The sequence below is a fragment of the Halapricum sp. CBA1109 genome, from assembly GCF_009741825.1.
In the GTDB taxonomy this organism is placed as follows: Archaea; Halobacteriota; Halobacteria; order Halobacteriales; family Haloarculaceae; genus Halapricum.
Genome location: NZ_WPCA01000001.1, coordinates 45,108 through 69,421, shown reverse-complemented (window position 1 = coordinate 69,421; position 24,314 = coordinate 45,108). Strand labels below are relative to the sequence as shown.

The 24,314-nt window shown below is 54.4% G+C and carries 16 protein-coding genes; 9 read left to right on the top strand and 7 right to left on the bottom strand.

Annotated features, from left to right (window positions below; all coding sequences use genetic code 11):
• Positions 1 to 364: 364 nt before the first annotated feature.
• The 5 genes from GJ629_RS00240 to GJ629_RS00215 all read right to left on the bottom strand — a co-directional run bounded on the left by GJ629_RS00240 (position 365) and on the right by GJ629_RS00215 (position 10,109).
• On the bottom strand, positions 365 to 1,705 hold the full coding sequence (locus GJ629_RS00240; RefSeq protein ID WP_157511210.1) for an RNA-guided endonuclease TnpB family protein: 1,341 nt from the start codon (positions 1,703 to 1,705) through the stop codon (positions 365 to 367).
• Between the two features lie 763 nt (positions 1,706 to 2,468).
• On the bottom strand, positions 2,469 to 3,179 hold the full coding sequence (locus tag GJ629_RS00230; protein ID WP_157511208.1) for a class I SAM-dependent methyltransferase: 711 nt from the start codon (positions 3,177 to 3,179) through the stop codon (positions 2,469 to 2,471).
• A gap of 141 nt (positions 3,180 to 3,320) precedes the next feature.
• Positions 3,321 to 5,258, bottom strand: coding sequence for a hypothetical protein (locus tag GJ629_RS00225; RefSeq protein ID WP_197428334.1), 1,938 nt, complete (start codon positions 5,256 to 5,258; stop codon positions 3,321 to 3,323).
• 249 nt (positions 5,259 to 5,507) lie between these two features.
• Complete coding sequence (locus tag GJ629_RS00220; RefSeq protein ID WP_197428333.1) at positions 5,508 to 9,488, bottom strand: DUF87 domain-containing protein; 3,981 nt, start codon at positions 9,486 to 9,488, stop codon at positions 5,508 to 5,510.
• A gap of 303 nt (positions 9,489 to 9,791) precedes the next feature.
• Positions 9,792 to 10,109 carry a hypothetical protein gene (locus GJ629_RS00215; RefSeq protein ID WP_157511205.1) on the bottom strand — a complete coding sequence of 106 codons (318 nt, stop codon included), beginning with the start codon at positions 10,107 to 10,109 and terminating at the stop codon, positions 9,792 to 9,794.
• Positions 10,110 to 10,433: 324 nt separating this feature from the next.
• Here GJ629_RS00215 and GJ629_RS00210 point away from each other — a divergent pair, with 324 nt between their 5' ends.
• The 3 genes from GJ629_RS00210 (at position 10,434) to GJ629_RS00200 (ending at position 11,675) form a co-directional block, all read left to right on the top strand.
• Positions 10,434 to 10,637 carry a hypothetical protein gene (locus GJ629_RS00210; protein WP_157511204.1) on the top strand — a complete coding sequence of 68 codons (204 nt, stop codon included), beginning with the start codon at positions 10,434 to 10,436 and terminating at the stop codon, positions 10,635 to 10,637.
• Positions 10,638 to 10,777: 140 nt separating this feature from the next.
• Positions 10,778 to 11,425 (top strand): hypothetical protein, encoded by a 648-nt coding sequence (locus GJ629_RS00205; RefSeq protein WP_157511203.1) that lies wholly within the window; start codon positions 10,778 to 10,780, stop codon positions 11,423 to 11,425.
• Between the two features lie 4 nt (positions 11,426 to 11,429).
• Positions 11,430 to 11,675, top strand: a complete 246-nt coding sequence (locus GJ629_RS00200) for a hypothetical protein (RefSeq protein WP_157511202.1) — start codon at positions 11,430 to 11,432, stop codon at positions 11,673 to 11,675.
• Between the two features lie 108 nt (positions 11,676 to 11,783).
• Here the strand turns inward: GJ629_RS00200 and GJ629_RS00195 are convergent, their stop codons facing one another.
• Both GJ629_RS00195 and GJ629_RS00190 read right to left on the bottom strand, forming a co-directional pair.
• A complete protein-coding gene (locus tag GJ629_RS00195; RefSeq protein ID WP_157511201.1) occupies positions 11,784 to 13,988 on the bottom strand; it encodes a hypothetical protein in 2,205 nt (734 codons plus the stop codon).
• Positions 13,989 to 14,067: 79 nt separating this feature from the next.
• Positions 14,068 to 14,418: a hypothetical protein gene (locus GJ629_RS00190; protein ID WP_157511200.1), complete on the bottom strand. Its 351-nt coding sequence runs from the start codon at positions 14,416 to 14,418 to the stop codon at positions 14,068 to 14,070.
• A 682-nt stretch (positions 14,419 to 15,100) separates the two neighbouring features.
• On the opposite strand from GJ629_RS00190, the gene GJ629_RS00185 reads away from it, so the two are divergent.
• The 6 genes from GJ629_RS00185 (at position 15,101) to GJ629_RS00160 (ending at position 24,004) form a co-directional block, all read left to right on the top strand.
• Positions 15,101 to 15,283, top strand: a complete 183-nt coding sequence (locus tag GJ629_RS00185) for a hypothetical protein (protein ID WP_157511199.1) — start codon at positions 15,101 to 15,103, stop codon at positions 15,281 to 15,283.
• Positions 15,284 to 15,753: 470 nt separating this feature from the next.
• Positions 15,754 to 17,217, top strand: a complete 1,464-nt coding sequence (locus tag GJ629_RS00180) for a hypothetical protein (RefSeq protein ID WP_157511198.1) — start codon at positions 15,754 to 15,756, stop codon at positions 17,215 to 17,217.
• Between the two features lie 27 nt (positions 17,218 to 17,244).
• On the top strand, positions 17,245 to 19,605 hold the full coding sequence (locus tag GJ629_RS00175; RefSeq protein WP_157511197.1) for a VirB4 family type IV secretion system protein: 2,361 nt from the start codon (positions 17,245 to 17,247) through the stop codon (positions 19,603 to 19,605).
• On the top strand, positions 19,606 to 21,675 hold the full coding sequence (locus GJ629_RS00170) for a hypothetical protein (protein ID WP_157511196.1): 2,070 nt from the start codon (positions 19,606 to 19,608) through the stop codon (positions 21,673 to 21,675). It abuts the gene before it with no gap.
• Between the two features lie 116 nt (positions 21,676 to 21,791).
• Positions 21,792 to 23,417 (top strand): 26S protease regulatory subunit, encoded by a 1,626-nt coding sequence (locus tag GJ629_RS00165; RefSeq protein WP_157511195.1) that lies wholly within the window; start codon positions 21,792 to 21,794, stop codon positions 23,415 to 23,417.
• Between the two features lie 152 nt (positions 23,418 to 23,569).
• Positions 23,570 to 24,004 carry a hypothetical protein gene (locus tag GJ629_RS00160; protein WP_157511194.1) on the top strand — a complete coding sequence of 145 codons (435 nt, stop codon included), beginning with the start codon at positions 23,570 to 23,572 and terminating at the stop codon, positions 24,002 to 24,004.
• The last annotated feature ends 310 nt before the right edge of the window (positions 24,005 to 24,314 follow it).

The following is a 24,314-nucleotide window of genomic DNA, read 5'->3' as shown; positions in this document are numbered from 1 at the left end:
CGAGGATCTCTGGTCAGCGCAAGAGTGGTCTTTCGTCTCAGGGGATGACCTCTGATCACGAGACGTGCCTGCTACCTCTGCAGCGCCACCATCAGTCTGGGGCGGTGAGGTATCTTCGTGGGCTTCTGTCTCTTTCTCAGGTGGTGCCGGAGGAGTTCCAGCTGGAGCGACGTCGGCGATATCCTCTTTGGAGCGGGAAGCGGACGGATGTCCGTCATTTTCTTCCGGACTAGGAGTCGTCGGTGGTTCGACGCCGAACGCCTGTCGATACCAGTATAATCGATTTTCGAGGTCGGCGATGTGTGCCGCTTGAGCATTGACATCCACCCACGACTGCAGTCGTGGGATTCCTCTCGTAAGAGTCTCAGTCGTTCTGAGCCTCTTCGAGAGCGATATTCTCACTCGATGTGGTACTCTGGTTTGTGTAGTCCTCGTTGGCTGTTGTCTCCACCGCACCGGAGGGCAGGCTATGGTGTTCCCGCCAACTGTGATTGTTCCACTTGAGGTACACAGGACGTGCCATCGCCCCGACCGTGTTGTGCTGCTGTCTCAGGAATGATTTTGACGCTACAAGGTCAGCGTGCCCCTCGAATCCACACGGGCACGTCAGCGAATCCTCGTGGCGAACCGTTTCCTCGCGCTCGCCACACTCCGGACACGTTTGACTCGTCCACGCCTCGGATTCCTCTTCGACCGCAATACCATACTCCTCGCACACGTCTTCGAGGCGGTTGATGAATCGGCGGAACGCCCAGAAATTGTGCGTCTTCTCGTTCACACGCGGTGACCAGTGCGTCGAGAGGACATCTTTGATATCTCCGACATACAACGTCGAAACGCCTTCATCGTGCAGGCGTTCCACGAGGTCACGAACAAGACTGTCTTGAGCGTGGTCCCGTCGATTCGTGCGCTTGCGATACAAGCGGTCGATACGCTTGCTGGACTCACGCTGGTTTTCGAGGAGTGACTGGTAGTAAGCAATACGTTCCGTGGTTTCACGGAACTGCTCGAACAGGTCGCGGCCTTCGTACAGGTATTGAGAACCGGTCGTAACTGTGCAGGCGACGAGGTTGTTCGCGCCAACGTCCAAGGCGGCTTCTTCCGAAGCCAATGGTGAATCCAGTCGAGAATCAGGCACGGTGACTGGTTGGAAAGCCCTGAACGTGTCTGCGAGTTCGTCGTACACGAGTTCGAGTCGGCCCTGCTCGCCGCGCCACTTCGGGTCGCCCGCAACTTCAAGGCGAAGGCGTTGATTCCGATTCAGCCCGAGGTCGTCTTTGAGTTCGGACCCGATCGGAACTTCGAGTCGGGAACACTCTCCGTACTCGATGGTGTACTGGTCGTTGCGGACATAGGTTCGGAGAACTCGTCTGTTTTCTTCGTTACCCCAGTACCCCGGTGGCGACGGTCTTTCAGCGAGTGTCCCGGCGTGGTACTTCTCGTTGCTACTGAAGAATGACCGCCACGCTTCCGAGTTTTTGCGGATGATTTGCTGGGCGACTGAACTACTGAGAACGCCCTTGTATTTGCCGTCGAGTTTGCCGGTGTCGGCATTCCAGACGCTTTCGTCGTCTTCGATGAAGGCTTGGCGGCGAGCGTAGTTGGTTTCGTTCCAGAGACTCGCAGAAGCGTCCAACCAATGTTTGAACACTTCACGCTCTGTCTTGGAGCGTGGGTGAACGTCGAATTGGTTGGTTCGCTTCATCAATTAATTGCGCGAATTATTGAGTTGTAAAAGTATGGATTCACGTGGGAGACTCGGACTGGCTATCGCTCGTGGTTCGTGCGTGTGTTGTCGGATTCATCCCACGACTAAAGTCGTGGGCTTTCTCCTTGAGATTGTGTAATTGCCGTTCGATGCGTGATGCCGATCGGTGATGATGCTATCACCAATCACCAGAAGATCGGTCTGTATCCGCACGAATACGTCGTTGTTGATATCTTCAATCATAGCTGGTTCGCTCCAGGTTCAGTGACTCTCCTCCGGGAATCTGCACTGATGATGACCCATGCGCTCCGGCAATCCAGTTCGTCCACAGACAGTGCATTCGACTAGCGGAGTCGGTGGAAGCCTCTCCCATTCATCGAGGGCAGCCTGAATATGCTCACGAACGTCGGGTGAGTGTGTTCGCGTCAGTGCCTGCACAAGGTGCATCCGCAGTCGCTCACGGGCAGTCATGAGCTCTCCATCGTCGTTTCATCGCAGATATCGCTGGATCGGTATGATATATAAACTTCAGTAGAACTGCGAAGGCTTCGCGTCAGTCCCGATTTGATGTGTCGATGTAACATTTTGAATGGCTTTGAGGGACTGATTCCCTCACCTCATTGGGGTGTGAGAAACTCTCGTACTGGTTGAATCACTGAAATTACTCATCAGATGAGGCAATCAGAGTGCTGTATAGAGAGGTGTGATTTAGCAAATCGGTGGGTACAGCGCGTCCCCCTCATAGCCAGTTCGCGGCGTCTCATTGTTTCGTTGCCCGCACGCAGAGGAAGACCGGATTTTTCGATTCCTTCTCGTACCGCTCCGGTCGCTGTTCCGCGAACGCCTTCGTCGGCTGGGGTTCCACGATTTTGTCCAGCTGAAACCCGTTGTCGAGCACCGGATTGAGAATCTCCGAGAAGGGTCGTCTGTAGTAGGGGACGTCGACATCCCACTCCTTGGATACCCGCTCTACCTCGAAGTAATTCTCGCCCTCGCTGTCCTCCGGGGCGAACTGGTCGAGTGGGTGGCCGGTCGAGAACACGAGGAAGCCACCCGGTCTGAGGACGCGGTCGAACTCGGCGAAAACATCGTTCCAGTTCTCGATGTAACCGAGAGCGAGGGCGCTGACGACACCGTCGAACGAACACTCGGTGGCGAAGTCGAGTGGCTCGCCCAGGTCGGCTTGCTCAAACTCCGCGTGGTCACCGACTGCCTCAACTGCGTGGCTAAGCATCTCCTCGCTGACGTCGACCCCGAGGACATCCGCCCCCCGTTCGACAAGCCATTTCGTGTAGAACCCCGTTCCACAGCCCGCGTCAAGCACTCGTTTCCCCTCTACGTTCGGAATCAGCGAGGACGTCGCAGGGAACTCTAGTTCCGCGTTGTACGCGTTCGTCTTCACCTCCTCCGCGTACGTCTCTGCTAGTTCGTCGTAGGCGGCCCTTGCTATCGGGTAGTCTTCTGATGGCATAGCGAGGTATCCGTTTATGCCGGTAAAAAAAGATTGGCTTGACGCTCTCTGCGGTTTCGGCGGTCAGGCTTGTTGGATTCGCACTATGTATTCATCACGACAGTTGAGGACTGTCTTCATTCAGTGAATCCAAGACCCTCCTTACGGGATGAAGCGACGTAATCGACCGAGCCACGCTGAGATTGAAGAGGATTGACCCTCGGAGCTGTCGAAATCAATACCATCCTCGTTCTTTCCTTTCGATTCCGATTCGGCATTGGCATCACTGACAGTTCTCTCAGAGTTTCCGTCGTCTGCCTGCAAAGAAGCGTGATCCGAAGACCGAGATGTCTCTACCGCCCTTTTTCCAGACCCTGATACAGTGTCGCCGGCAGCTGGCGCCGTTGCTGGCTGACCGGAGGGGGGAAGTTCCACAAAGCCTTCAAGTTCCGAATTTCCGTGCGAAGCGTATTCACTGCCCCCATAGTCGGGAGGGACAGGAGGTTCGACACCGAACGCCTGTCGATACCAATATAGTCGATTTTCAAGGTCCGCGATGTGTGCCGCCTGGGCAGTAAGCCGTTCGTGCTGCTGCGTGACTTTGTGGGCGAGGCGTCGTGCGTCCTCGACTGCTCCGGTATCAATCGAGAAATCTGAATAGGGCGAGCCATAGTAGCTGGAAGAGCCACCGCTACGTTGACCGTGGGTAGCCTCGGGCGCACGTTGCGAGGTGCTCCACCCTGGGTCAGTGTACGATTCCTGCTGAGAGGGAGCCGATTCGCCCCCTGATACCGTCTCATCGTTTCTCTGATCACGCTGCGAAGGAGAGTGCTCGGCCGGGGTTTCGAGCGGCGGTGAGTGGTGACGTCCATTCTCGGCCTCTTCCGAGGAGAGTGAATGCCCACTACCCGTTTGCGGGCGCCCTCCTTCCCGTGACGAAGTTTCTGACTCCGGGGGTTCGTAGTAGTCCGATAGCTCAAGGAGTGTCTTGGCGAGGCAGACCTGGCCGTAGGTGGCCCCGTTACCGTAGTGCTGTTCGTCCCACTTCTCTCTGTAGAGGCCGGAGTCGCGAAACAGCCGTTCCATCTGCTCTGGATCTTTGCCCGTCCAGAACCCGAGGTAGAAGAGCAGGGCCATATCTGCCTCGGACTGAGACGGATACTCGCTGTCCGCTGTGTTGTAGAGGCTGGCCTCTCCACAGTACAGCGCCTGAATTTTGTTCCCACTCTTTGAGTTGTACGCCTTCTCGATGACCTCGATATCGTCGAACGGCACGCCAGGACCAGCGATGTCGGCGAATGATTGCGGGACTGGGGCAGGAACTTTCTGTGGAGGCAATCCTTGGAGTGCGACTTCGAGAGAGGGATCGTCGATTGGAGGGAGTTCCGTATCGAATCGTCTTCGGATGTCCGACTGCTTGGACCCTCGATTCACATTTGCAGAGGGCAGAGTTCGAGATTGATGCTCTGTATCTGTCTGGTTCCCGTCAGTGGGTACAGACCCCGTCGAGGATTCCCCCAACTGGTCCCGGCCGTCGTCCGGATCGCTCTGGACGTACTCCAGATGCACACCAACGATGGAGTCTTGGCGACGTTTGATTTCGAGTGGTGTTCCCTCAACGTGTTCTCCGGTGACAGTGAAGAACCGACCCTCGTCGTACATCTCAATATCTCCCCGTCTGTTACGACCGTCAGGAAGTCGACCTTTCAGGAGAACGTGTGCGCCAGTCTCTGACGGTGAAACTTCGGTGAATGAGTCGAGGCGGTCGATAACATCCTGCGCCCACTTATCGAATTCACCAGTTTCGGGATTCCGACAGGAGTCCAGATCGACGCCGACAATTTCAGTCTCTTTCGAGAATACGAATCCGATGCCAGTCGTTGCGATTCTCCCGCTCCGATGATAGTTGAGCGCAGTCTCGAAATCCCGCCAATGCGACGGGTCGTCTGTCTTCGCATTGGGGCTTCCGCTCGTTCGATAGGGCTTGGTCGGTATCTTCGTCGTCTTTCCATCTCGGTCTTTTTCACGCCAGCAGATCCACTGCTCGATGCCGCGGATTGTGTCAGGAATCGTATCTTCTGTGATTGTGTCGAGCGACATTGGTCTATAGGGAGCTATCGTGAGCCACTCCAACCCATTGCAGTTGCGGGAAACAAACCCGCACGCACACCGAGTTCGGCGCTACAATCGCTGGTGCACTCAAACCGTGAGACTGCACACGCCTGGCGTACTTTTCGACACGGGCTCCAGTACTTCCTAGTATATTATCCGGAAAATGTGCACCAGCGATGTGCGAGGTTCCTTTAGAGAGTCTATTAAGCATTCTGAGAGCGCCCATTGTAAACCAGATTACGAGCTCCCGTTTTCGGAGTCGAATCCCTTCACTTGCTCCACGATCTCGTTCGCACCAATGATCGTCCACTCAGTGTCTGGTCCGAACGCTTTCTCAGTTATCTCTCGATAATCCGTGATATCTTTCGAGGGTACCTCGTTTATATATCCAGCCGAGTTGAGTGCCCGGATGAGGTCGTGAGCAACCTCGTAGTTCTGGACAACCCAATACTTCTGAACTTCTCCAAATTCGTCGAAGTCCTCGTAGTGCTTCACGGCCCAAGCAGGATTGACTTGGGTCAGGACCTCCCCGATGACTGCCAATTCGTCCCATCCGTCGTCAGCAACGGTGAAACCGGCGACATCGAAGACCATTCCGCCGCTGGGAGGTTCGTAATACTTCTCGACATGTAACCCTCTCCCAAGTTCGAGGAACTGGGCGAAGTATTCTGAGAACACCTTGTGGATGGTCTTCTCGTTGAAATCTCCTCGATTTCTTCCTTTATATAGCGAACGATTGACAGCCTTCTGGCCCTTCTCAGTGACCCAGTAGTATTTCTGGTTGGCCCAGTGCTCCTCGATATAATCTTTCTCGATGAGTTTCTCTTCGTCTATATCGCCCCCCGAGAGATTCCGAATCGTAGTCATCGACTCGGTGAGTTCATACCCCTCTAATTCACCGTTGAGGGCCTTGATGACGTTGCGAATGAACTGGACTTCATCGGCAGTGAGGTCACCTGGGAATGACTCGGTCCTATCGGTTTCTGACAGGTATTTCTCGCCACCATCAGATTTGTTTCCAGTGTCTTGATCCGGTGAAGGAGGCTGTGGCGTTCCAGTCCCTAGTGTGGTCCCATATTCGTTAGTCCATCCACCTGGAGAGGCACGTTCTTCCCTCGGCTGTCGGTCTCCATTCGATCTCTGTGATCTCGATGGTAGAGTAGTATCGACCCGGTCATCTACAGCAGCTGAATCTTGCTCAGTATCTTTCTGTACTCTCGGGCTTGGAGAGGGTGACTCAGTGTCCGTTCTGCGACCGTCGTGTTCAACGGCCGTACCTCCAGATAGACCACTGCTGAACTGCGCCGCTCGTTGGACGGCTGTAGCCGGACTGTTGATGCTCGGGATGAGGCTGTATCGGTGCCGAGTGAACGCTTGCTGCTGTTGGTCCATCTCAGCGAAGTTCAATCGAGAGCCAGGGCTCTGAGTACTCCCAGTCACAGGAGACTCACTGTCGCTATGTCCGTCTGGAATGTCCAGTGGCTCCATCGAGACGAGTTCGGGCGTGTCAGTTCTGAACCCCGTATCGGGGAGCTGGGCAATCCACTCGCCACGCGGGAGTGAGGCGATACGATCAGCTAATTGTTCGGGCTCAAGTTCTTCGTGGAATAGCGTCGTGGCAAGTTCGTCGTCATTCGCGCCCTTCCCGATGAGCTTGGTATTGATATTCCGGAGGATTTCTTTGTATGCGCTCGTATCGAGGGCATCGCGTTTGACCTGTTCTGGGAAGTGCAGGATCATCTCGAATGCAAGCGCGAACTCTCGAGCATCGGGAATCATTTCGTCACGAAGAAGTGCCGCCTGCATTATCGGGGCAGCCTCGTCGATAATCAGGTTCACGACGTAGCCATCGCTGGGGCTGGGAAGATCGTGGCCAGTCCGTTTACGAAGGCGGACCCACGACCAGAGATAATCCAGCATCAACACCGTGAAGAGATTGCTACTGGCAGGCCGGAGCTCTCCCGTATCAATGAGGATGACACGGTTTGACTCCAGGATATCGTCGAGGTTGAAGAACATCTGATCCTCTGCATACTCGCCTCTCTCGTCATCCCACTCAGGGACGAAGTTCATCATCCGCCAGATGAAATCTCGCTCTTGAAGCTTCGTGATTCGGTTTAGCACTGCATCAATTGATGTATCGAACCGCCTTCGATCTGCGTTGAAATGTCGTTTGAGGCTCTTTTCGAGTCCGTCGTCACTCACATCTGGGATTTTTCGAGTGTCCTCGTGCTCTTCGTAGGTACCATTAGAGGTCTCGTCCGTCTTACCTTGCATCTCAATAGCGGCATCTCTGAGGGCACTGATTCCAAACGCATCCTCCCCGTGAACCGGGTCGAATAGGGCCTTGATAAGGTTCACCAGAATTTCGTTCGCGACGAACGCATTCTCGTTCATCTCGGCACCGATCACGTACGAGAGAAGCTCGACATAGCGGTCCATCTTCTCCTGAACAGCTGCCTCCCGAGACATCCCAGCGGCTACCTGTGGTCGGATATCGAAGAATGGGAAGGCTGGGACCTCACCGTTCCCGCCGGGCACTGTGAAGTGGACGACGTCGTCGAGATCCCCAAACTGGCGGAAGTGTGCCCGTTTGTACTCGTCGAACATCGACCCGCCCTTCTTGTCGAAGATGAAGATCGGCCCGTCGAGTTCATCATAGGCGCTGAGCGCGTCGTTAATCATCGCCGTCGACTTACCAGCGCCAGTCGAGGCTGCCCGTAGTACGTGATGCGTGAGTTGTTCAGCAGAGAGTTTGATATCGATATTTGGCCGGTCTGCAGAGGCAGTCACGGCTCGACCGATACACATTCCCGTGTCGTACTTCGCAAGTTGCGTTTCGTCGGTCGCCGTCAGTGGCGAGCGTGCATCCGGCGTCCCACCGGACGCCCCACGGCTGACCTTTGGTAGACCGCCGCTGTTCGGGACAGTGACGAAGTTCGCGAGTTCATCAGGACTCGCGACTAGGACGGGGTTGGTGCTGCTGAACGTACTCTTGAAGCCGTTTTTCGATAGCGCTGCATTGCACAGTCGCTTGAACGCTTTCTTACTCCGTCCAAGGGTATTGCCCTCAATTCCGTAGTACGGTCCAGAGAGGGGGTTGAACGCTCCCGAGATACTGCCGATAACCTGTTCCGGTCCAGCAGCGCGGAGAGAGACATCAAACGTAACGGTGGGCTGCTTGAGGTCGATCTGGCCCATCCGAGGGAGTTGGGTCGTGTCGCCAGGATCAACCCCCTGAACGGTCCCGCCGATCTGCTCTGGTGTGTCTCCTCGATGGATTTGCTGACGCTCCTCTTCGCTCGTTCCACCGAGGACTCGGAAGAGTTCGTTCTTGAACGCGCCACCTGCACCGTGGTTGCCCATCTTGAGGTCACGCTTGTGTGACTCGGCTCCGTCAGTCCAATCGTGTCGAGGCGTGAAGACGGCCTGGAAGACGAATGGATCGTCCGTCCCAGCTGCCTGTTCAAGTAGGACACTCAGTGGGGAGCGATAGCCCGTATCCGCACTCGCCTCAAGTTCGGTGAAACGAGAGAGCAGCGTCATCCAGTCCTTGTTCTTTGCTTCAGTGCCACTCCAGCGGACCATCGCCGGGAGGTCGAAGGTTCCCTCTTCCTCGGGAGCGTCATCATATTCGTCCTCAATGAATTCATCAAGGGATTGTTGGGTGGGTTGGAATCCCTGTAACCCCTCGATCTCCTCAATACCTTCCAGTTCAGCCAGCGCCCGCAACCCGGCCATTCGGGAACTCTGCTGAGTGAAAGCGTCCCGAGCAGAGAACGAGACGACCTCAAAGCGGAACGAATCCGGATACATCGTGGAGACGTTGTTCGCGAGGTTCTTGAACGAGCGAACATCGTAGGGGTGGACACCGAGATAGAAATCGAAGCGTTGCGTGTCTCGGGACTTGTGAATAAGGAATTCGAACGTCGTCTTCTTCCTCGTGAATGGGATGACTCCCGAAAGGGGGACCGAACTCCCTCGCCCGGCCCTGTGAAACCCATAAAGTCCTTTAACGATTTGCTTTGGTGGAACCTGTTCCCTCGCAGGAGTGATCTTGATATACGGAAACGACGTATCAGCCGTTTCCTGTGCGTCACTGGCCGCAGGAGCTGGTTCCTGAGGAATGTGATCGGTCTCGGGATCATTCGAGGATGGCCCACCCCGATCCGCTCTCGAAGAAGGACGGTCCTCTTCAGAACGATCATCCTCGGGCAATGACTCTTCGATATGCCGGGAGACGGCGTCACGAATGGAGTCATCGTCAATCGAAGGGAGACCTTTTCGTCGGCCTGATCGAGACGTTCGGCGAGGGCCAGAGTCACTACCGCTCATTGGACACCTCCCATGAGGACGAGCGAGGACTGTGTGATGTGGCGAAGTGACTACCGGGGCTGGGTTCGACGTACGGGAGCCGCTGTGTGTATGATTTGCTTAGCATGATCAAAATGTTTCGCGAGGAGCGTCACGAATCGCCGAAAATGCGGTTCATAGGGGAGAGAGAAGGCACTCTGTCTCTTCTCACGGAGTCGCGACGTACTCCAGGACAGCGATGATCGCGGCCATACCGAAGTAGGCTACGGTGAGTACGCCACCGCCCACAGCGAGCTTCATTCCAGTCTCAGACCGATTTGAATTGTTCCGGGCGGTGAAATACACCACTAGACCCAGACCCAAGACAGCGAGTCCAATGAACTGCATCGAGTCGTAGACGACCTCCCACGCTCGATTGAGGATGTCGAGGAAGTCACCAGAGGAGCCACCACCGCCGCCGACTGGCTGCGCAGCGACGGGCTGGGCGATGAGGAGCATTGCGAGTGCCACGAAGAGCAGCGGCATCACGGAGCGTTTCAGGAGTTGTGTTGAACGTGCTTTCGAACTCATTGCACACCACCTCGTTGGACGGATATTGAGATATAGATTTCAAGGTTGCAGTAGCCGCAAAATTGCAGTTGCCGTAACACTACAGTCGCGACAGTCAGCGCTGACAGCAGGAATGAATATGCGTCTCTATGGGGGGTTACAGATAGATTTATGTCCTCATACAGCGGATGGAACGTTGACGTGTAGTTGCGGACTAGACTGGTAGCCCACCAAATGAAGTGACAAGTTGATGTATGCCAGTATCCCCCAGCGATATGGGATCAATGCGGTGGTGGAATGATGTGTAACAAGACGGTCCCGGTCAAAGACGAGACCAAGGAGCGGCTGTTACTGTACAAGAATTCGGACTTCCGGAATACGATGACGTACGACGAAGCCCTGAACAAACTCCTCGATGAGGCTGCTGTCCCCGCGTTCGATGAGATCGACGACTACTATCGAGCTCTCAGCGCACAAGTTTCTGGGAACAGTGCCGCTCCCTGAATACGGTCAGAGCAGCCTTCAGAGAAAATTTGGTTTTTCGAACTTCTCATTAGTTGATAACTTTCAGGAGTGCTGCTGAATACAACGCGCGTATCGCGTTCTACAAAAACCTAATTACATTCCCGCTTAATTTCTGAATAATGCCTGATGGATGGCGGGATAGAAAGAATCAACAAGACGGGGTAGACGGACCTCGCTATTCTTACGATAAAGAGTCGGAACAGTTGATAATTGAAATACCTGTAGGTGGGTACGATCCATCAGGATACACATTAAACATCGAGAGTAGAATGCTCGAAATAGAGCCTGTGAAGGTTTTAGGAAGTGAGGAGATTCCAAAGTTACCCAGGGGGCTCCGGGATTTCCATGTTGGCACGTATTCAAGGTTCAACCCGAAACATATTAGCACGGACACGGAGTCAGGAACCCACCGAGAGAATTTGTTTATTATTCAGATTGATATACCCGAAGGAATTGACTCACAGTTTGACATTGATCAGTTTTTTGAACAGGGAACAGGCATTCCAGACAGTGTACTCCCAGAGAACCTCCAAATTCCGTTCAATGATAACCATCTTGATGGAGGGGGATTAGAAGAACTAGCAATACAAGCTGATTTCTCGGATTTAGAAATCAATACCTTCCAATTACTGCTCACTGACTTTGTTGAACGTTCTTTTGAGAAATACGAGTTTGAGGTTTCCGAAGGATTGATTTGGCAGACCGTCAATATAATCTCATTAACTATTGCTGCTGAAATTGATACTATTGCTTCTGACCATGATTGAACCTTTGATCACGATCGTTGCGGGGGCTGCTAGGGGCATAGGAAGCAAAGCTGCAGAGTTTGTATTCCCAAGTGGAGAGTCCGGAAAGAATGGTGAATCTGAGGAAGTTGACAGTCAAGCAATAGAAGTTATAAAAAGGGTTGGAGAGAACGCATCGTCCTCGGAGGAGTTCGTAGATGCACTTAATGGATTCTCTATTGAATCCACCAATCAAAAAAAGAAGTATACCTACGAGCCAGAAAAGGATTAAACACGATAACAGAAATTATCGGAGAATCCTAAATACAGTCTGCTGAACTGACCCTCTATATCCAGCACACCATTTCTGACACCACAATAAGATTTCAACGGAGCAGAATCACGTGTCTTTGTTTCGACGAATCCACCAGATCGATAGGATTGCCAGAGCCACCCATTCGATCAGGAGTACGGTATTAGAGACGCCGATATTGAGATAGCCGAAGAAATCGTTGAGCGCTGCTGATGCTGCGAAGCCCGTCATCACAGCAGCGGTATCCTCCATGTAGTACGTTGTGCGAGAACTTTGCCAGGGATCGCCCTCGAACGTAGCACGAACAACGCTCCCCTGTGGAACAGCAGTGGCCATACCTGAGCTGTCGGTCGTCACATTTGACTCGGAGGCACCGGTGAGCGAAAGTTCTCGACCGGCGAGTGGCGCGCCTGATTGCGCATCTGTAAGCTGCATTTGCAGGACATCAGTGCCACTAGAATCATCGATCCAGACTGTGATTTTAGCATCTCTGTAGGGAACAACCGACAGAGAGGTGCCTCCGATCTCCTTCTCGAAGATGGTCGTCGCTCTGAATTCGACGTCTTCTCCGAGTTCTCGATCAAGCGTCTCGACATATCCTGCGACCTCGTCGTAGAGCGGGGAGGGGCGCGCGTTGTCAGGAGCGATGATCGTCGATGGGAGTGACGTTCCCGGCACGATTCGGTTGATTTCGGCGTAGTCTCCTCGCCACCAGGAGGACTCATTTGCTGGTTCATCCAAATAGAGAGAGACGTTTCCGACCGCGACCCGATTCCGGAGCAGACGTGGATATGTATCGCTGAATGAGTGGCCAGAAGAAATAGTAGTAGTCTCATTAGCTGAGCGTTCCTCGACAGCGTCACTCTGCGACACGGGATAGAAGCGCCACGGCGAGCCCAGATGAAGACGAGTGTTTCCGAACGTGGCGGTGATCTGTTGCCATGGCGCGGCAGCGAGCGTCTGGTTCCCAGACCATTCAATATGGATAATATCGTCTCCTCGACGGTCGTAGTACGTTGCGTCGATCTGAAGAGCTGCAGATTCGTCGTCGACGATCTGGACCGGAACAGAATACGACACGACGTGCGTCACATTTTGGAAGCGCTCTCTATCATAGGAGGTGCACTCAGCACTGGTGATACCGTAGCGTTCCAGAACAGAGGCTGTGACATTGACTTCGGCAGTGATTTCGTATGCTCCTGCAGAGAGCGATGGCTTCCAGCTCATGTAGGGCTGACCGAGAGCCCACATTCCAGACGAAAACTGCAAGTTCATATCGGCAGTGTATGACCCGTTACCGATCCAGACATCTACGACGGCGTCGTGACTTTCGAGCGTATATTCAGCCCACTTCGTTCGAGGGTGGTTGTGGATCACCGTCGAATTGTTGATGGTATGGACGTGTCGGCAGGTATCAGAGACGGAGTACTCATCCGGAATTTCGAGGCGGTAATCCCATGGGACGGCAGCCGTGGTGTCCCAGTCGCGGGTGACGTACCGGCCGCGATACCACGCTGCTGGTGGGACGTCTGCGATTCCGACGTACGTGTCACGGACGACATTGGTGGGTCTCTGCCACTGTCGGTTGATGCTCCCACCGTTACTGACCGGATAGAGTTCTTCGCCTTCCTCCATCGGGATCGCGACTCGCTCTCTCGCAACGGCAGGATCAGCATCTTCGGAATACCGAAGGAGTTCCTTGACAGCCTTCCAGCGGCGTGTACTCACCCACTCACCAGTAGGGACGTGAACAATCGCGCTGGATGGGTTGGCTACAAAATAGCCATCTGGAGAGTCGTCTTCTTGGACATCAGCGTTGTACACTGGATGCCAGTACCCGAGATGGTTGAGCGCCTCGACCCTGTAGTTTCCTGAGATACTAGTCGGCTCTAGTGCGGTTACGTTCGAGAGTTGGATAATGCTCGTGCGGAGGTGACTATATTCATCCAGAGGGACCCACGTGTCCCGGTGGGGAATCGTCCCCGATTTGTCGTACAGTGAGGTCTGGTAGACATCAGTCTCGTATGCTACGAGAAGCGCATCACTCGGTCGGAGACTGCGTGGGTCGAGTTGGACGGGGAATATCCCGAAGGTCTCGTTCTCGTACGTGAGCGACCCATCGTCGTGGAACACAGGAACCCTGAGAGTGCTGGTGTTGAACAGCGGGTCTTCATCCTCACTCGCCAAGATTCGGTAGGTATCATTGTATGTCCGCTCGACACCAGGTTCTGGTTCGGGAATCGTTGGTGAGCTTTGGTTGGCTGCTGGTCCCTGCGCGAGTGAGCCTGCCATCGCAGTCGAGCTCAAGAGGAGGCACACGAGGACGACCGTCGGAAGGGTCTTGCACGATGCAGCCGCTCGAGGGACAGATTCACGGAGAGAGGACATATGTCAAGAGGTTAATGATGGCGTTGAAGCCGAATCCAGCGACGATCATAAACACGCCGAAGAACGTCATTCGCTGTCCCCACTGGCGGGATTTGTAGCTGAAGCCGCCGTAGCGGGCCATAAGTCCAATCCCCAGAATGCAGAAGCCTGTGAGGGTTAGGGCTTCAGCAACCCAGGGTGGGAACGTGAGGGCGGTTGCGAGGCCACTTCCGACCTGAAGGATGGACCCCAATAGAACCTGCACCGGGATACCAGTCTGTTCTGACGAGGGTGTGAATGCGAGCGTGTGTGATACCGCTTGTTCCAGTATAGTGGCGGTGAATTGCGATTTCATGGTAGGTTCGGGCTGGGCCCCACCCGGTCAGTCGGCGAAGTGTGAGGACCCATAGACCGTATCATCAACACACTGATTCGCGAAAGAGGGAGAAATAGCCTCGAAGATTACGGCTACCGCATGATTGCACAGACCGTAGGCCTACAGCCGCCGTAAGATTGCGGCTACCGTATTCGTGATATGTACAAGTCCTACCGAGACCCAGAAGACGGTGATACACAATCGAACGCCTCGACTGGGCCTGATCCAGACGAGGCCACGCTATCACAACCATCATGCCCGAAGTTGAAATTCAATTTGCAAGCGACGAAGAATACGAAGTTCTTCGTGACGTTCGGAACAGACACGGAGTGCAGTGGCGTGGGATGCTTCTGCAGGGAGCCCGCCAGGTAGAGGGCTACGATCTCCGACAGGCACTGCTACAGCTCGACCCTGTCACACTCGACAGCGAGGATCTACACGCAGGATCTCTTTCGAAAAAGTCGGATTCTGCTGAGCAGCGCTCACAGTGTACTCAGCAGGTCAGAGAGCAAGTCGACACCCATCCGCAAGCGTCGAACTCGTTCGGACACCCCGTTTCCGGTGAAATACCGCAGGAAGAAAACGGCCCAGGCACACCGACTGAGCCCCCAGCAAACTATGTCGCCGAAGAGAGTGCTCGCGACGAATCGGAGGCCAGTCGATGAAGTCCACGAGAGTCAATATCCCGAGCGAAGAGCAGTACGAACATCTCAAACGCATCCGTGAAACCCACGGGCTCTCCTGGCGAGGGCTCACCATCCGTGGTGCTGAACGGCTCGAATCGACGAGTCCGTTCCCGCCCGAAGATCGCTTGAGGAACGCTTCGAGCGGGGAGTCGGAGTGACTGAATGGTTCAATCAGTCCCCGTCGCTGCGAACCTCCTCGAAACCAAACTTGGAGGATTCTCTGCCCGGCGGATCGGCGAGTCAATGGCCTTGCCTATTGCACCGTGTGGTATCCTCCACGCGCTGAACTTCCCGACAGAGGTGACGCTTCCATTGTTTGTCGGCGGACTCCTAGTCGGTGGGACGATCTTCAGAAAGACGCCGAAAGGGCAACGCCCGATGATCTGGACGCGAGCAGTGCTCCAGCACAGATTTGGCTCGAACGCTTACACCTGGTCACATCCCGGTCACTCAGAAAATGACTTCGCCGAAGGTGTCGCCCAAGATGAGTGGATTACGCGAGACTCGCCGCCACACGTCTCACGGATGCACGAAGCATCGGCGGCCGCTGAAGTGAGCTTCCGATCATCAGCAGCGGAGCGAGAGACGCCCGACTATCCGGTGGCGACTGAATCAGAAGGAGTCGATAATGGCCGGTAGCAAGGGATCACACAAAGCAAGAGCGGAGGGAAAGACGTCGACGCTCGACCTCCTGCACTTTGAGAACATTCGTGACCAGGGTATCATCGAGACGCCAACGTCGTATGCGATGCTGCTCGAAATCGAACCTCGGGACTGGCTAACGCTCTCTGAAGAGCGACGGTCCAATCTCTACATTGCGTACCTGACGTACCTTCGAGGATTGTCCTATCCGACCCAGATCCTCAGTATGACGACCCCGTTCGACGCGAGTGATTACTTCGACCAATTCATTCGCCCGCCAGCGATTGAAACAACAGCACCCGTCGAGACTGACGAGAGAGAGGCCGAAGAACAATCCGTCTCTGCTGATGGTGGGACCGTCCCACCAGTCGATACAGTCGGGGATTCGCCGCTACTGGAGTATGGACGTCTCACCCACGTCGAGTGGCTCGGCCAGATGCTATCTGAAGGGCAAGTTCGAGACCGCCGATTCTTCGTCGCAGTCGGCGTCAACAAAGGAGAGGACGACGACGAGAACGCTGGCTTCCTCAACCGGCTGCAAGGGATGTTCTCGGTGATGGGATCCGCCCAAGAGATCAGCGATGAGGAACCATATCTCGACGAGGTCTGGGCTCGCGCACACCGCGTTGCATCACAACTCCCGCGGACCGAGGTAGGGACGACCGTACTCGACAACCGGGAAGATGTTCTGAGTGTTCTCTATCACTCGTTCAGGGGGACGCCGCCAGCGATCGGGTTTGATCATGCGTCGTTCACGCGAGCCGACGAAGACGCGCTGATCGACCCAGTGAGCGGAGACCAACTGGATCTGGAGACAACCTTCGCAGAGGCCGACGCTGAGGCACTTTCGAAGACTCCTGACCGACCGAAAACCGACGACCTACCTTACCAGGGTCGTGTCGCACCCGAGTTGGTCACAAAAGTCGACCGAAGTCGTCTCCTCCAATGGTACGTCCGGAATATCGCACCGCTGGGCGTAGGCCGAAATTCGTCGACGCCACTCAGCGTGTACGGAGGAGTAGCGATGTTCGTACTCGCCGTAGTGCTGGGCATCGGTGCCTTCGCAACGTTCAATGCCACCGGTACGGTGTCCTCACAAGCAAACTACTGGCTACTGAGAGAGGGATCGTTTCTGTTCGCAGCAGGCGCACTACCGATGTTTCTCGTCGGCCTCGTTGTCCTCCTGCCATCATCTCGACGTGCGAGAGCATTCGGCGTACTCGGTTCGAGCATCATCGCCGTGGCGATCTATCTGTTTCAGGCGGCCTACCCGGCCGTGTGGGACAGTGATATGGGCCAGACGACGACCGTCCTCGAAGTCTACGGCGTAGGGATACTCATCCTCGTCCTTGCTGTCGGGATGGCTGTTCGCCAACGCCGTGGAGCGCTCAGCGAGGAAGATGAGAACGAGGCAGACATCGACGATCCGGAGCCGTCTGCTGGGGAATAGCGAGGAAATCGTACCATCATTAGAGCCATGCTGAAGAAGATTACTGACGCATTCAACAACGAAGATCCGAACGTAGAAGCCAAGCGGCGGCCGATCGACGAACTGACCGGTGACGAAACTCAGCACGCGATAGATTACCTCAATCTGCTGGGCAAGGACACGACGCTTGAGAATATCGAGTGGGCAGCCTATCAGATGGAAGCCGAGGACGTCAAGCTCGCCACTCCAGAGATGACGCTGAAAGAGCGAGGTGACCAGGACAAGCGCGTTGTCGCCCCGCGTGTCGTTCAGGACTTTCCCGAGTTCCAGATTCGCGACGACAAGGTGACGTCGATTATGACGGTCACATCACTTCCACGGAAAGTGGGCCTGGGATGGCTCGTGCCGCTGACGCTGGCCGACGTCGACCTCCGGCTCTCGCTACACATCCAGCCTCGGGATGGACGTTCGACGCGAAAGAAGCTCCAGCGTCGATATACGCAGGCGGTTACGATGCTGAGCCTCAAAGAGAAGAAAGGTCGAACCGATACCTACGAGGATCAGCTCGATCGCGATGATTTGCAGCGTATCCTGCAAAACGTGATCAAAGGGACGACGAAGCTATTCGATGTCTCAATCTACATCGAGTTGATTGCCGACTCCCAGGAAGAACTCGAAGACGCAAAAGGCCGCGTCGACGCAATCCTTGCCGAACAGGACGTCGACCTTGCGCCGATCAAGCACCAGCAATTAGACGCGAATGGATCGGTCGCGCCGCTGTGCACGGATACGCTCGGGAATGCACACCCAATCCAGCTGGAAGCCCTCGGTACGTTCTTCAATTTCGTCGAGCCGTCGATTTACGATCCAGATGGCATCTTGTTCGGATTCGACGATACCAAGCGCCCCGTGATTCTCGACCGCTACGCACTGTCTGGACATTCGATGGCGATCTCGGGAAAGACCGGCTCTGGAAAATCCTACTTCCGAAAATTAGAGATCTATCGTCGATTGCTTGCAGATCCGAACGTCCAGTGTATCTTCTTCGATCCCGCCGGCGACGACTATCCGAAGTTCGCGAAGTCCCTCGGGGGCGAAGTCATTCGATTCGGTGGCAAGCACACGGTGAACCCGCTCGATATATCTGCTCCCTCAGATGCAGAACTCGAAGGTGGTGTCGATACGTACGCCCTGACGATTCGCTCGGTCATCGAGATGCTGAATACGCACTTCGAGCAACGCGATGGACTCTCCGCTGGTGAAGAGGGTGTACTCATTCAGGCGGCGCACTACGCCGCGCTATCGCGAGGAATCATCCTTGGACAGTACGAGACGTACGACCGAGATTCGCCGATTCTCGACGACCTCTTCCGAGGTGTCGATATCGTTGCCGTTGGTGGTCTCGAAGCAGCTCACGAGCAGGGTATCATTGAAGCAAGTGACCTAGATGTCTTCAGGGAATACGGAATTCTCGGCGACATCGTTGAAGACCCAGACCGAGAGTACGTTATTCCAGTGTCGGAGATGCTGGTCAAGCCGACCGATCACCATCGCGAACTGGCTCGAAATCTCCAGCCAAAATTCGAGTCGTTCAAACCGGGTGGTATCAACCACAACCTGAACGGCCAGACGAATCTCGACCTCAATTCACGAGTCGTTGTGATGGATATGAGCAGTTTCGCCGATACAGGTGAAATGCCACTCATCCTCCACGCAATGCTCTCGTGGGCGTATATCGAAGCGAAGCGCTCGCCGTTCAAGATAGATGTGACCTTCGACGAAGCACACTATCTGCTTGGACGTCCAGCAGCGAGAGATTTGATCAACCTATTCATCCGTCACGCTCGGCACTACGAAGCGGGGCTGACGTTGATGAGCCAGACAGCCCACGAGTTCGTTCGGACGGCTGATCGGCGTGAGGTGTACGAGAACTGCGACGTGAAGTGTCTCTTCTACGCCGAGTCGGTGAGCGAAGACACCCAAGAGTACTACGACCTCTCCGAAGACGAGATTCGATTCATGCAGACCGCTGCACGGGGACAGGACTCTGGGTACTCAGAGTGCTTGCTCGCGACCAGCGTTCACGGCCGTCGACGCCTCGAAATTCGGAGCGGTCCGTTCGAGCATCAGGTGATCGACGACAAACTCGACCCTTGGGAGTGGCTCCGAGATGTGGAAGGGTTCGAAGCCCCGGAGGATATCGACCAGCCGTACAGCACGGCAGTTAGCAACGAATTCGAAGTCAGCGATATTCCCACCGTGATGTCTCGCGACCGCGATCTCGAACTCTCGCTCGATGAGAGCGGGAGTGAGGACGTGACAGTACTCGACCCCAGTATACTGGACCCTGATGAATCAGGTGGTTCCCTAGGTCCTGCGACCTCGACTCGAGATACCGAGGAGGTCTAGATGAACATCCCGCTGCAATTGGTGGTCCTCATCGGGATTCCGAACCCCTTGGGCGGTCTCAGGCGAGCGGTCGGAGCCTTACCTGACGCAATCGCAGGCGCAATCTTCAATTTCATCCGTAGGATTGCAGATGCGGTTCTCTCCGGAATTATCGACTACTCGGTTGGCCCATTACTGGATATCTCAAACCCGATGGGGAGTGCACAGGCGCTGACAGCTTGGTCGGACGTCGCTTCGGTTGCAATCGCCGTTCTCCCGATTCTAGTCGTCATGAACCTCGTCGCGTGGCCGTTTGGTGAACAGAACTCCGGGTCACTCTGGGAGATCGTCCTGAGAGGGCTTGCAGTCATATTGTTCATCGGCATTTCGAGGCCGCTCTGGGGATTCGCTATCGACGCGACGAATCAAATCACGCTGGCCTTGTTGCCAACGTCGTTCAACATGGCGAATCCCTCCGATAGTCTGGGCATCCTCGGTGGTACAGCTACGCTGTTCTTGCTTCCGATCATCGCAATCTTAGCGTTCATCGGATTCACACTCACGATGTTGCTGCTGTTACTTCGGTGGTATCTCGTGTGGGTTGTCTTTGTCGGGACACCGCTGTTTGCGGTGATGTGGTATCCGAACAAAGGACCATTCAAATCCGTCAGTAAATACGGGTCGACGTTTCTTCGAATGGGAGCGTACAGTCTCCTCGCTGGGCCTGTCATCGCGTTGGTCGTCAAAGTCTTCGCACTGATTGCCGGTGGCGGGATGATTACTGGACGGTCTGGAATCAGTGGGACGGTCCTGGAGTTCGGTGTCACTCTGGCTCTCGTCCTCCTCATGCCGCTGATGATCTTCTTGGTCTCCTACAAGGTGATCGCCTGGGCAGGTCAGCCGATGGGAGTCGGTGCAGTCGTCGGCGCGACGATCGTCGCCGCAGCGGCCGCGGCGTCCGCAGGTACGGCAATGGCTGGAGGGGGCGCTGTGGGCGGCGCAGGCGCTGCTGGAGCAGGAGGAAGTGCAGCTGGTGGGAGTGGCGGCGCCGGAGGTGCCAGCGGTGCGAGTGGGGCTTCTGCGGCCGGTAAAGGTGCCACCGCAGCAGGCGAGGCTATCGATCCATCTGCTGCAACCGACGGAACATCAATCGGCAGTGGCATTCGGCAGAGCATCGGCGACGCGATGTCGGCCAAGCGGGAGCAATCGGACGTCGAGGCCAACGCACCTAGCGTCGGGCATAAGATTGTCTCGTCGGCTAAAGAATCGATATCAGACAAAGCCAGTGGTGGTAAAACTGGGTCTGCTGTGACAAGAGCGAAGGGGGCTGCTAGTGGTGCGAAAGATGCTGCTTCCTACGTGACCGCTGGTGCAGCATATCATGGGAGTGGATCATCCGTTGTCGACCGGATGAGAAAGGTAGAAGCCGCTGCCACTGACAAAGCAGCGACTCACAGAGATAACGCTGACTTCATTGCCAGTGCTGGGGAGAGCAAGAAGATCGATATGCAAGAGGCCGTCAGTCGCGGTATAGTCCCCCAGGACGCGCAACCAGCAGAGCACGTCTCCTCAGTGCCAGTGAATACGATTCGTGCTAGCGATAAAGATGGAGCAGATGTTCAAAAAGCAACCTACCGGGGACAGGACGGGTCATTCAAGACGATTGATCTCTCCGAAGCACGAGATTCCCAACTCGCCAAAGCAGACGAACATATGAGCGAAGCCACTAGCGCAGCGAGTAGGACAAAATCTGCTCGTGCTATCGGACAAGGTTCAAAGACAGTCGGGAAAGCGCCTGGGAAGATCGGAGTGAAGGCTGGGAAAGCATACGGGAAGACAGTCGTTGCTGGTTCGAAAATTGGGGCAGCCGCGATGATCGGTGGAGTAACTCAGAACCCATATATGGGTATGAAAGCCGGGCAATATATCGGTGGAAGTCGACCCAGTAATCGAGCGAGGGAAATGCTGATAGGGTCGAATATGGAGCAGAGTGCGGGGAGATCAAGTACGGTCTCGATGAGTGGTGGAGTCGGACCCGATGAACATGAAGATACGCCAGATTACGATGGAGGGGATTCTTTCACACAGTGAAATGCGCTTGCTTTCACGGTGAGAGTTTATTAGATATAACAGCGATATACGGGTAGTGCAGCTGAGCACAACCCACCCACACCGAGGATACCACCACGTGACACAACCAGCAATCAATGGACCTCATATTTGCATTCGCAGTCCTGTTCGCAGCGGTAATTGTTAGCGATCTCACTGTAATCTTTCTCGACCGACGTATCCAGTCAATGGTCGAAAAAGATCTTCCCGAAATCGAGGACTACAGAATAGTTCTACGTGGAGAGAGCTCGGTTGGTAGATGGGGTAGTTGGCTACTTTGCTTCATAACTGTTGGACTAATCTACGCACTACTACGGTTCGTTCTCATACCCCTTAGAATTCCAATAAGCAGTCCATTTCTCCTATTAGCGGGAGTAGCAAGTTTAGTTGTGGCCTTTGCTTACAGAGAGATTCTTTATATAGCAATCTCAGTACTGAAGGATCGGTCAAAGTTAGCTGAGCAGATCGTATTTTCGTATTACCGCGCAATTGAGAAGCCCCCTGTACTGATGGGGTTCTTATTGTCCACTGCATTGCTAGCTGGTTACTCAGTAGTCTACTGGGTCGTTTCATGGCTCGGTGTAGCTGGGATCCCGAGCCCCAGTTCCTCCAGCGTCATATTCATATTCAGCCTCTTTGGGGGTTTTGTTGGGTTCGACGTGGCAAAGGACTTACCAGAAGACGAGTCTACCAAATCAGAGAGCGAGCAAACGCAGAGGGCTTCGGCTATGAGTTCATCTGCTGGTTCACAACAGTCGATTACGAATCAGGCCAAACGAGATCAGTTTAGGAAAACTCAGGAACGCCGGAATCAACAGTCCCAGCAGTTCACGCAGATGTCCTTTGATTGGCAGTGGTCGGACATAGACTTCGACGAGATTGGAGGATATGACGAACTAAAGAGCGTACTGACTGACGAGATTATTGCCCCACTTCGGGCAGAGCATATCGGTGATGACCGATTCACACGTTTCGATGTTGAGCCCGAGCGAGGGATTCTGTTCTATGGGCCTCCGGGGACTGGAAAGACGATATTTGCCCGTGCCCTCGCCGGCGAGCTCGGAGTTCCCTTCGTCGAGTTGAGTCCATCCGACGTCGCTAGCAAATGGGTCAACGAGGGGCCCACGAAGATTCACCAGCTTTTCGATGAAGCTGCTCGGCTAGGTCCCAGCGTGGTATTCATTGACGAAGCTGAGCACCTATTCGGGGCTCGAGGAGGAGACATGAATAACATCCATGCAGAGGATCGGAAGATGACGACTGAATTTTTGGTGCATCTCACGTCAGAAAATCGCGAATCGATCGTAGTCGCAGCTACGAATCGGCCTGATGATATCGATCCCGCCATTCTTCGTCCTGGACGACTGACCTCACACTACTATGTCGGCCTTCCGGAGAAGAACGCACGTAACGCGATTTTGCACTCGAAACTAGCGGGTGTTCCAGCAGACATCGATTCAGATGAACTAAGCGAGATTGCAACCTACACGGAAGGATTCACTGGGGCGGATCTCGCTGAGCTCGTCGACGAAGCCAAACGATCGGCTGCCCGTCGAAATGGGCCGTCTGTGATCAAGAGCGATTTTCCATCAGCTGATGCCTTATCGGAGGCCTCACAGCATCTACTTCGCGAAACAAAAACTGAGAAAGTTTCAGACAGACCTACAGAGGGCTTGGTTGACATCGACAATTTGGACGACGACGAACCGGTTGGGTTCCACTGAGGAGCGTGTCATAGAAAGCTTCCCACCGTCTGTCTATCCAACTCTTGTCAAGACTCGCGTGCAAGATAGAAGGCGCATATTCAGCACCGAACTTGGTATACGCCGGCTGACTCAACCAAGTTTTTACTAACCATCCGTCTGATAAACAAACTATGAGCCGGATACCAGATGAACTTGGTGACATAGCAGACGCAGATGCAGGAGAATGGCCAAAATTCATTCTTCAACATGAGGAGAAAATAGTTCACACACATAGTTGGAATACCAGTTGGCGGATCGAGAGGCATGGGATACACCAGCAAAAGGAGGATTTCAGTGAAGATTGGACTGATGTATACCCTGGTCCTTGCAAATCCGATACTGCATACGTGTATCATAACAACTCCCCGATTTATTCAAAGAATATAGTACTTGTAGATAGTGCTCAAGCTATCATCCCATATCCTACAAAAATTAATGGTGATTGGAAGATATCACAGTTGGAAGAGAATATCGGCGCGATTCTGACGGATGATGTGAGTTCATTCTATGACAAATTAAACTCGGCAAATATCGAAGTCACAGACGATACTATCCGACCGCGTTAGTGTCGCCCTCTTTGCAAACCGAGTACCTAATAAAATCTCTACATCTTGCACCCGGATTATGATAATTTCTGAATAGGTCGGATCACCCTGTGCAAGACAGAACACGCAAATCTTACCTATCATTTCTCATGAGTTTCAGCTAAGTCGTTTATTATCATTCCTCATTGGTCTTAGAGATTGATCGGATTTTCAAAACCGCTGGCAGAAGTTGGTGCGATCAACTCCGTTTTAGTGGGCCGGTACAACTTCTAATCGTTGAGTGAGTTTCGCAAGACGCACCGTCGGGCCGAACACCGAATGAGAATCGGTC

Coding starts and splice junctions, on each gene's coding strand:
- GJ629_RS00170 (WP_157511196.1), top strand. CDS start 19,606: ATGAACATCCCGCTGCAATTGGTGGTCCTCATCGGGATTCCGAACCCC.
- GJ629_RS00165 (WP_157511195.1), top strand. CDS start 21,792: ATGGACCTCATATTTGCATTCGCAGTCCTGTTCGCAGCGGTAATTGTT.
- GJ629_RS00210 (WP_157511204.1), top strand. CDS start 10,434: ATGTGTAACAAGACGGTCCCGGTCAAAGACGAGACCAAGGAGCGGCTG.
- GJ629_RS00215 (WP_157511205.1), bottom strand. CDS start 10,109: ATGCCGCTGCTCTTCGTGGCACTCGCAATGCTCCTCATCGCCCAGCCC.
- GJ629_RS00180 (WP_157511198.1), top strand. CDS start 15,754: ATGGCCGGTAGCAAGGGATCACACAAAGCAAGAGCGGAGGGAAAGACG.
- GJ629_RS00240 (WP_157511210.1), bottom strand. CDS start 1,705: ATGAAGCGAACCAACCAATTCGACGTTCACCCACGCTCCAAGACAGAG.
- GJ629_RS00225 (WP_197428334.1), bottom strand. CDS start 5,258: ATGTCGCTCGACACAATCACAGAAGATACGATTCCTGACACAATCCGC.
- GJ629_RS00230 (WP_157511208.1), bottom strand. CDS start 3,179: ATGCCATCAGAAGACTACCCGATAGCAAGGGCCGCCTACGACGAACTA.
- GJ629_RS00175 (WP_157511197.1), top strand. CDS start 17,245: ATGCTGAAGAAGATTACTGACGCATTCAACAACGAAGATCCGAACGTA.
- GJ629_RS00185 (WP_157511199.1), top strand. CDS start 15,101: ATGAAGTCCACGAGAGTCAATATCCCGAGCGAAGAGCAGTACGAACAT.
- GJ629_RS00205 (WP_157511203.1), top strand. CDS start 10,778: ATGCCTGATGGATGGCGGGATAGAAAGAATCAACAAGACGGGGTAGAC.
- GJ629_RS00190 (WP_157511200.1), bottom strand. CDS start 14,418: ATGAAATCGCAATTCACCGCCACTATACTGGAACAAGCGGTATCACAC.
- GJ629_RS00195 (WP_157511201.1), bottom strand. CDS start 13,988: ATGGCAGGCTCACTCGCGCAGGGACCAGCAGCCAACCAAAGCTCACCA.
- GJ629_RS00160 (WP_157511194.1), top strand. CDS start 23,570: ATGAGCCGGATACCAGATGAACTTGGTGACATAGCAGACGCAGATGCA.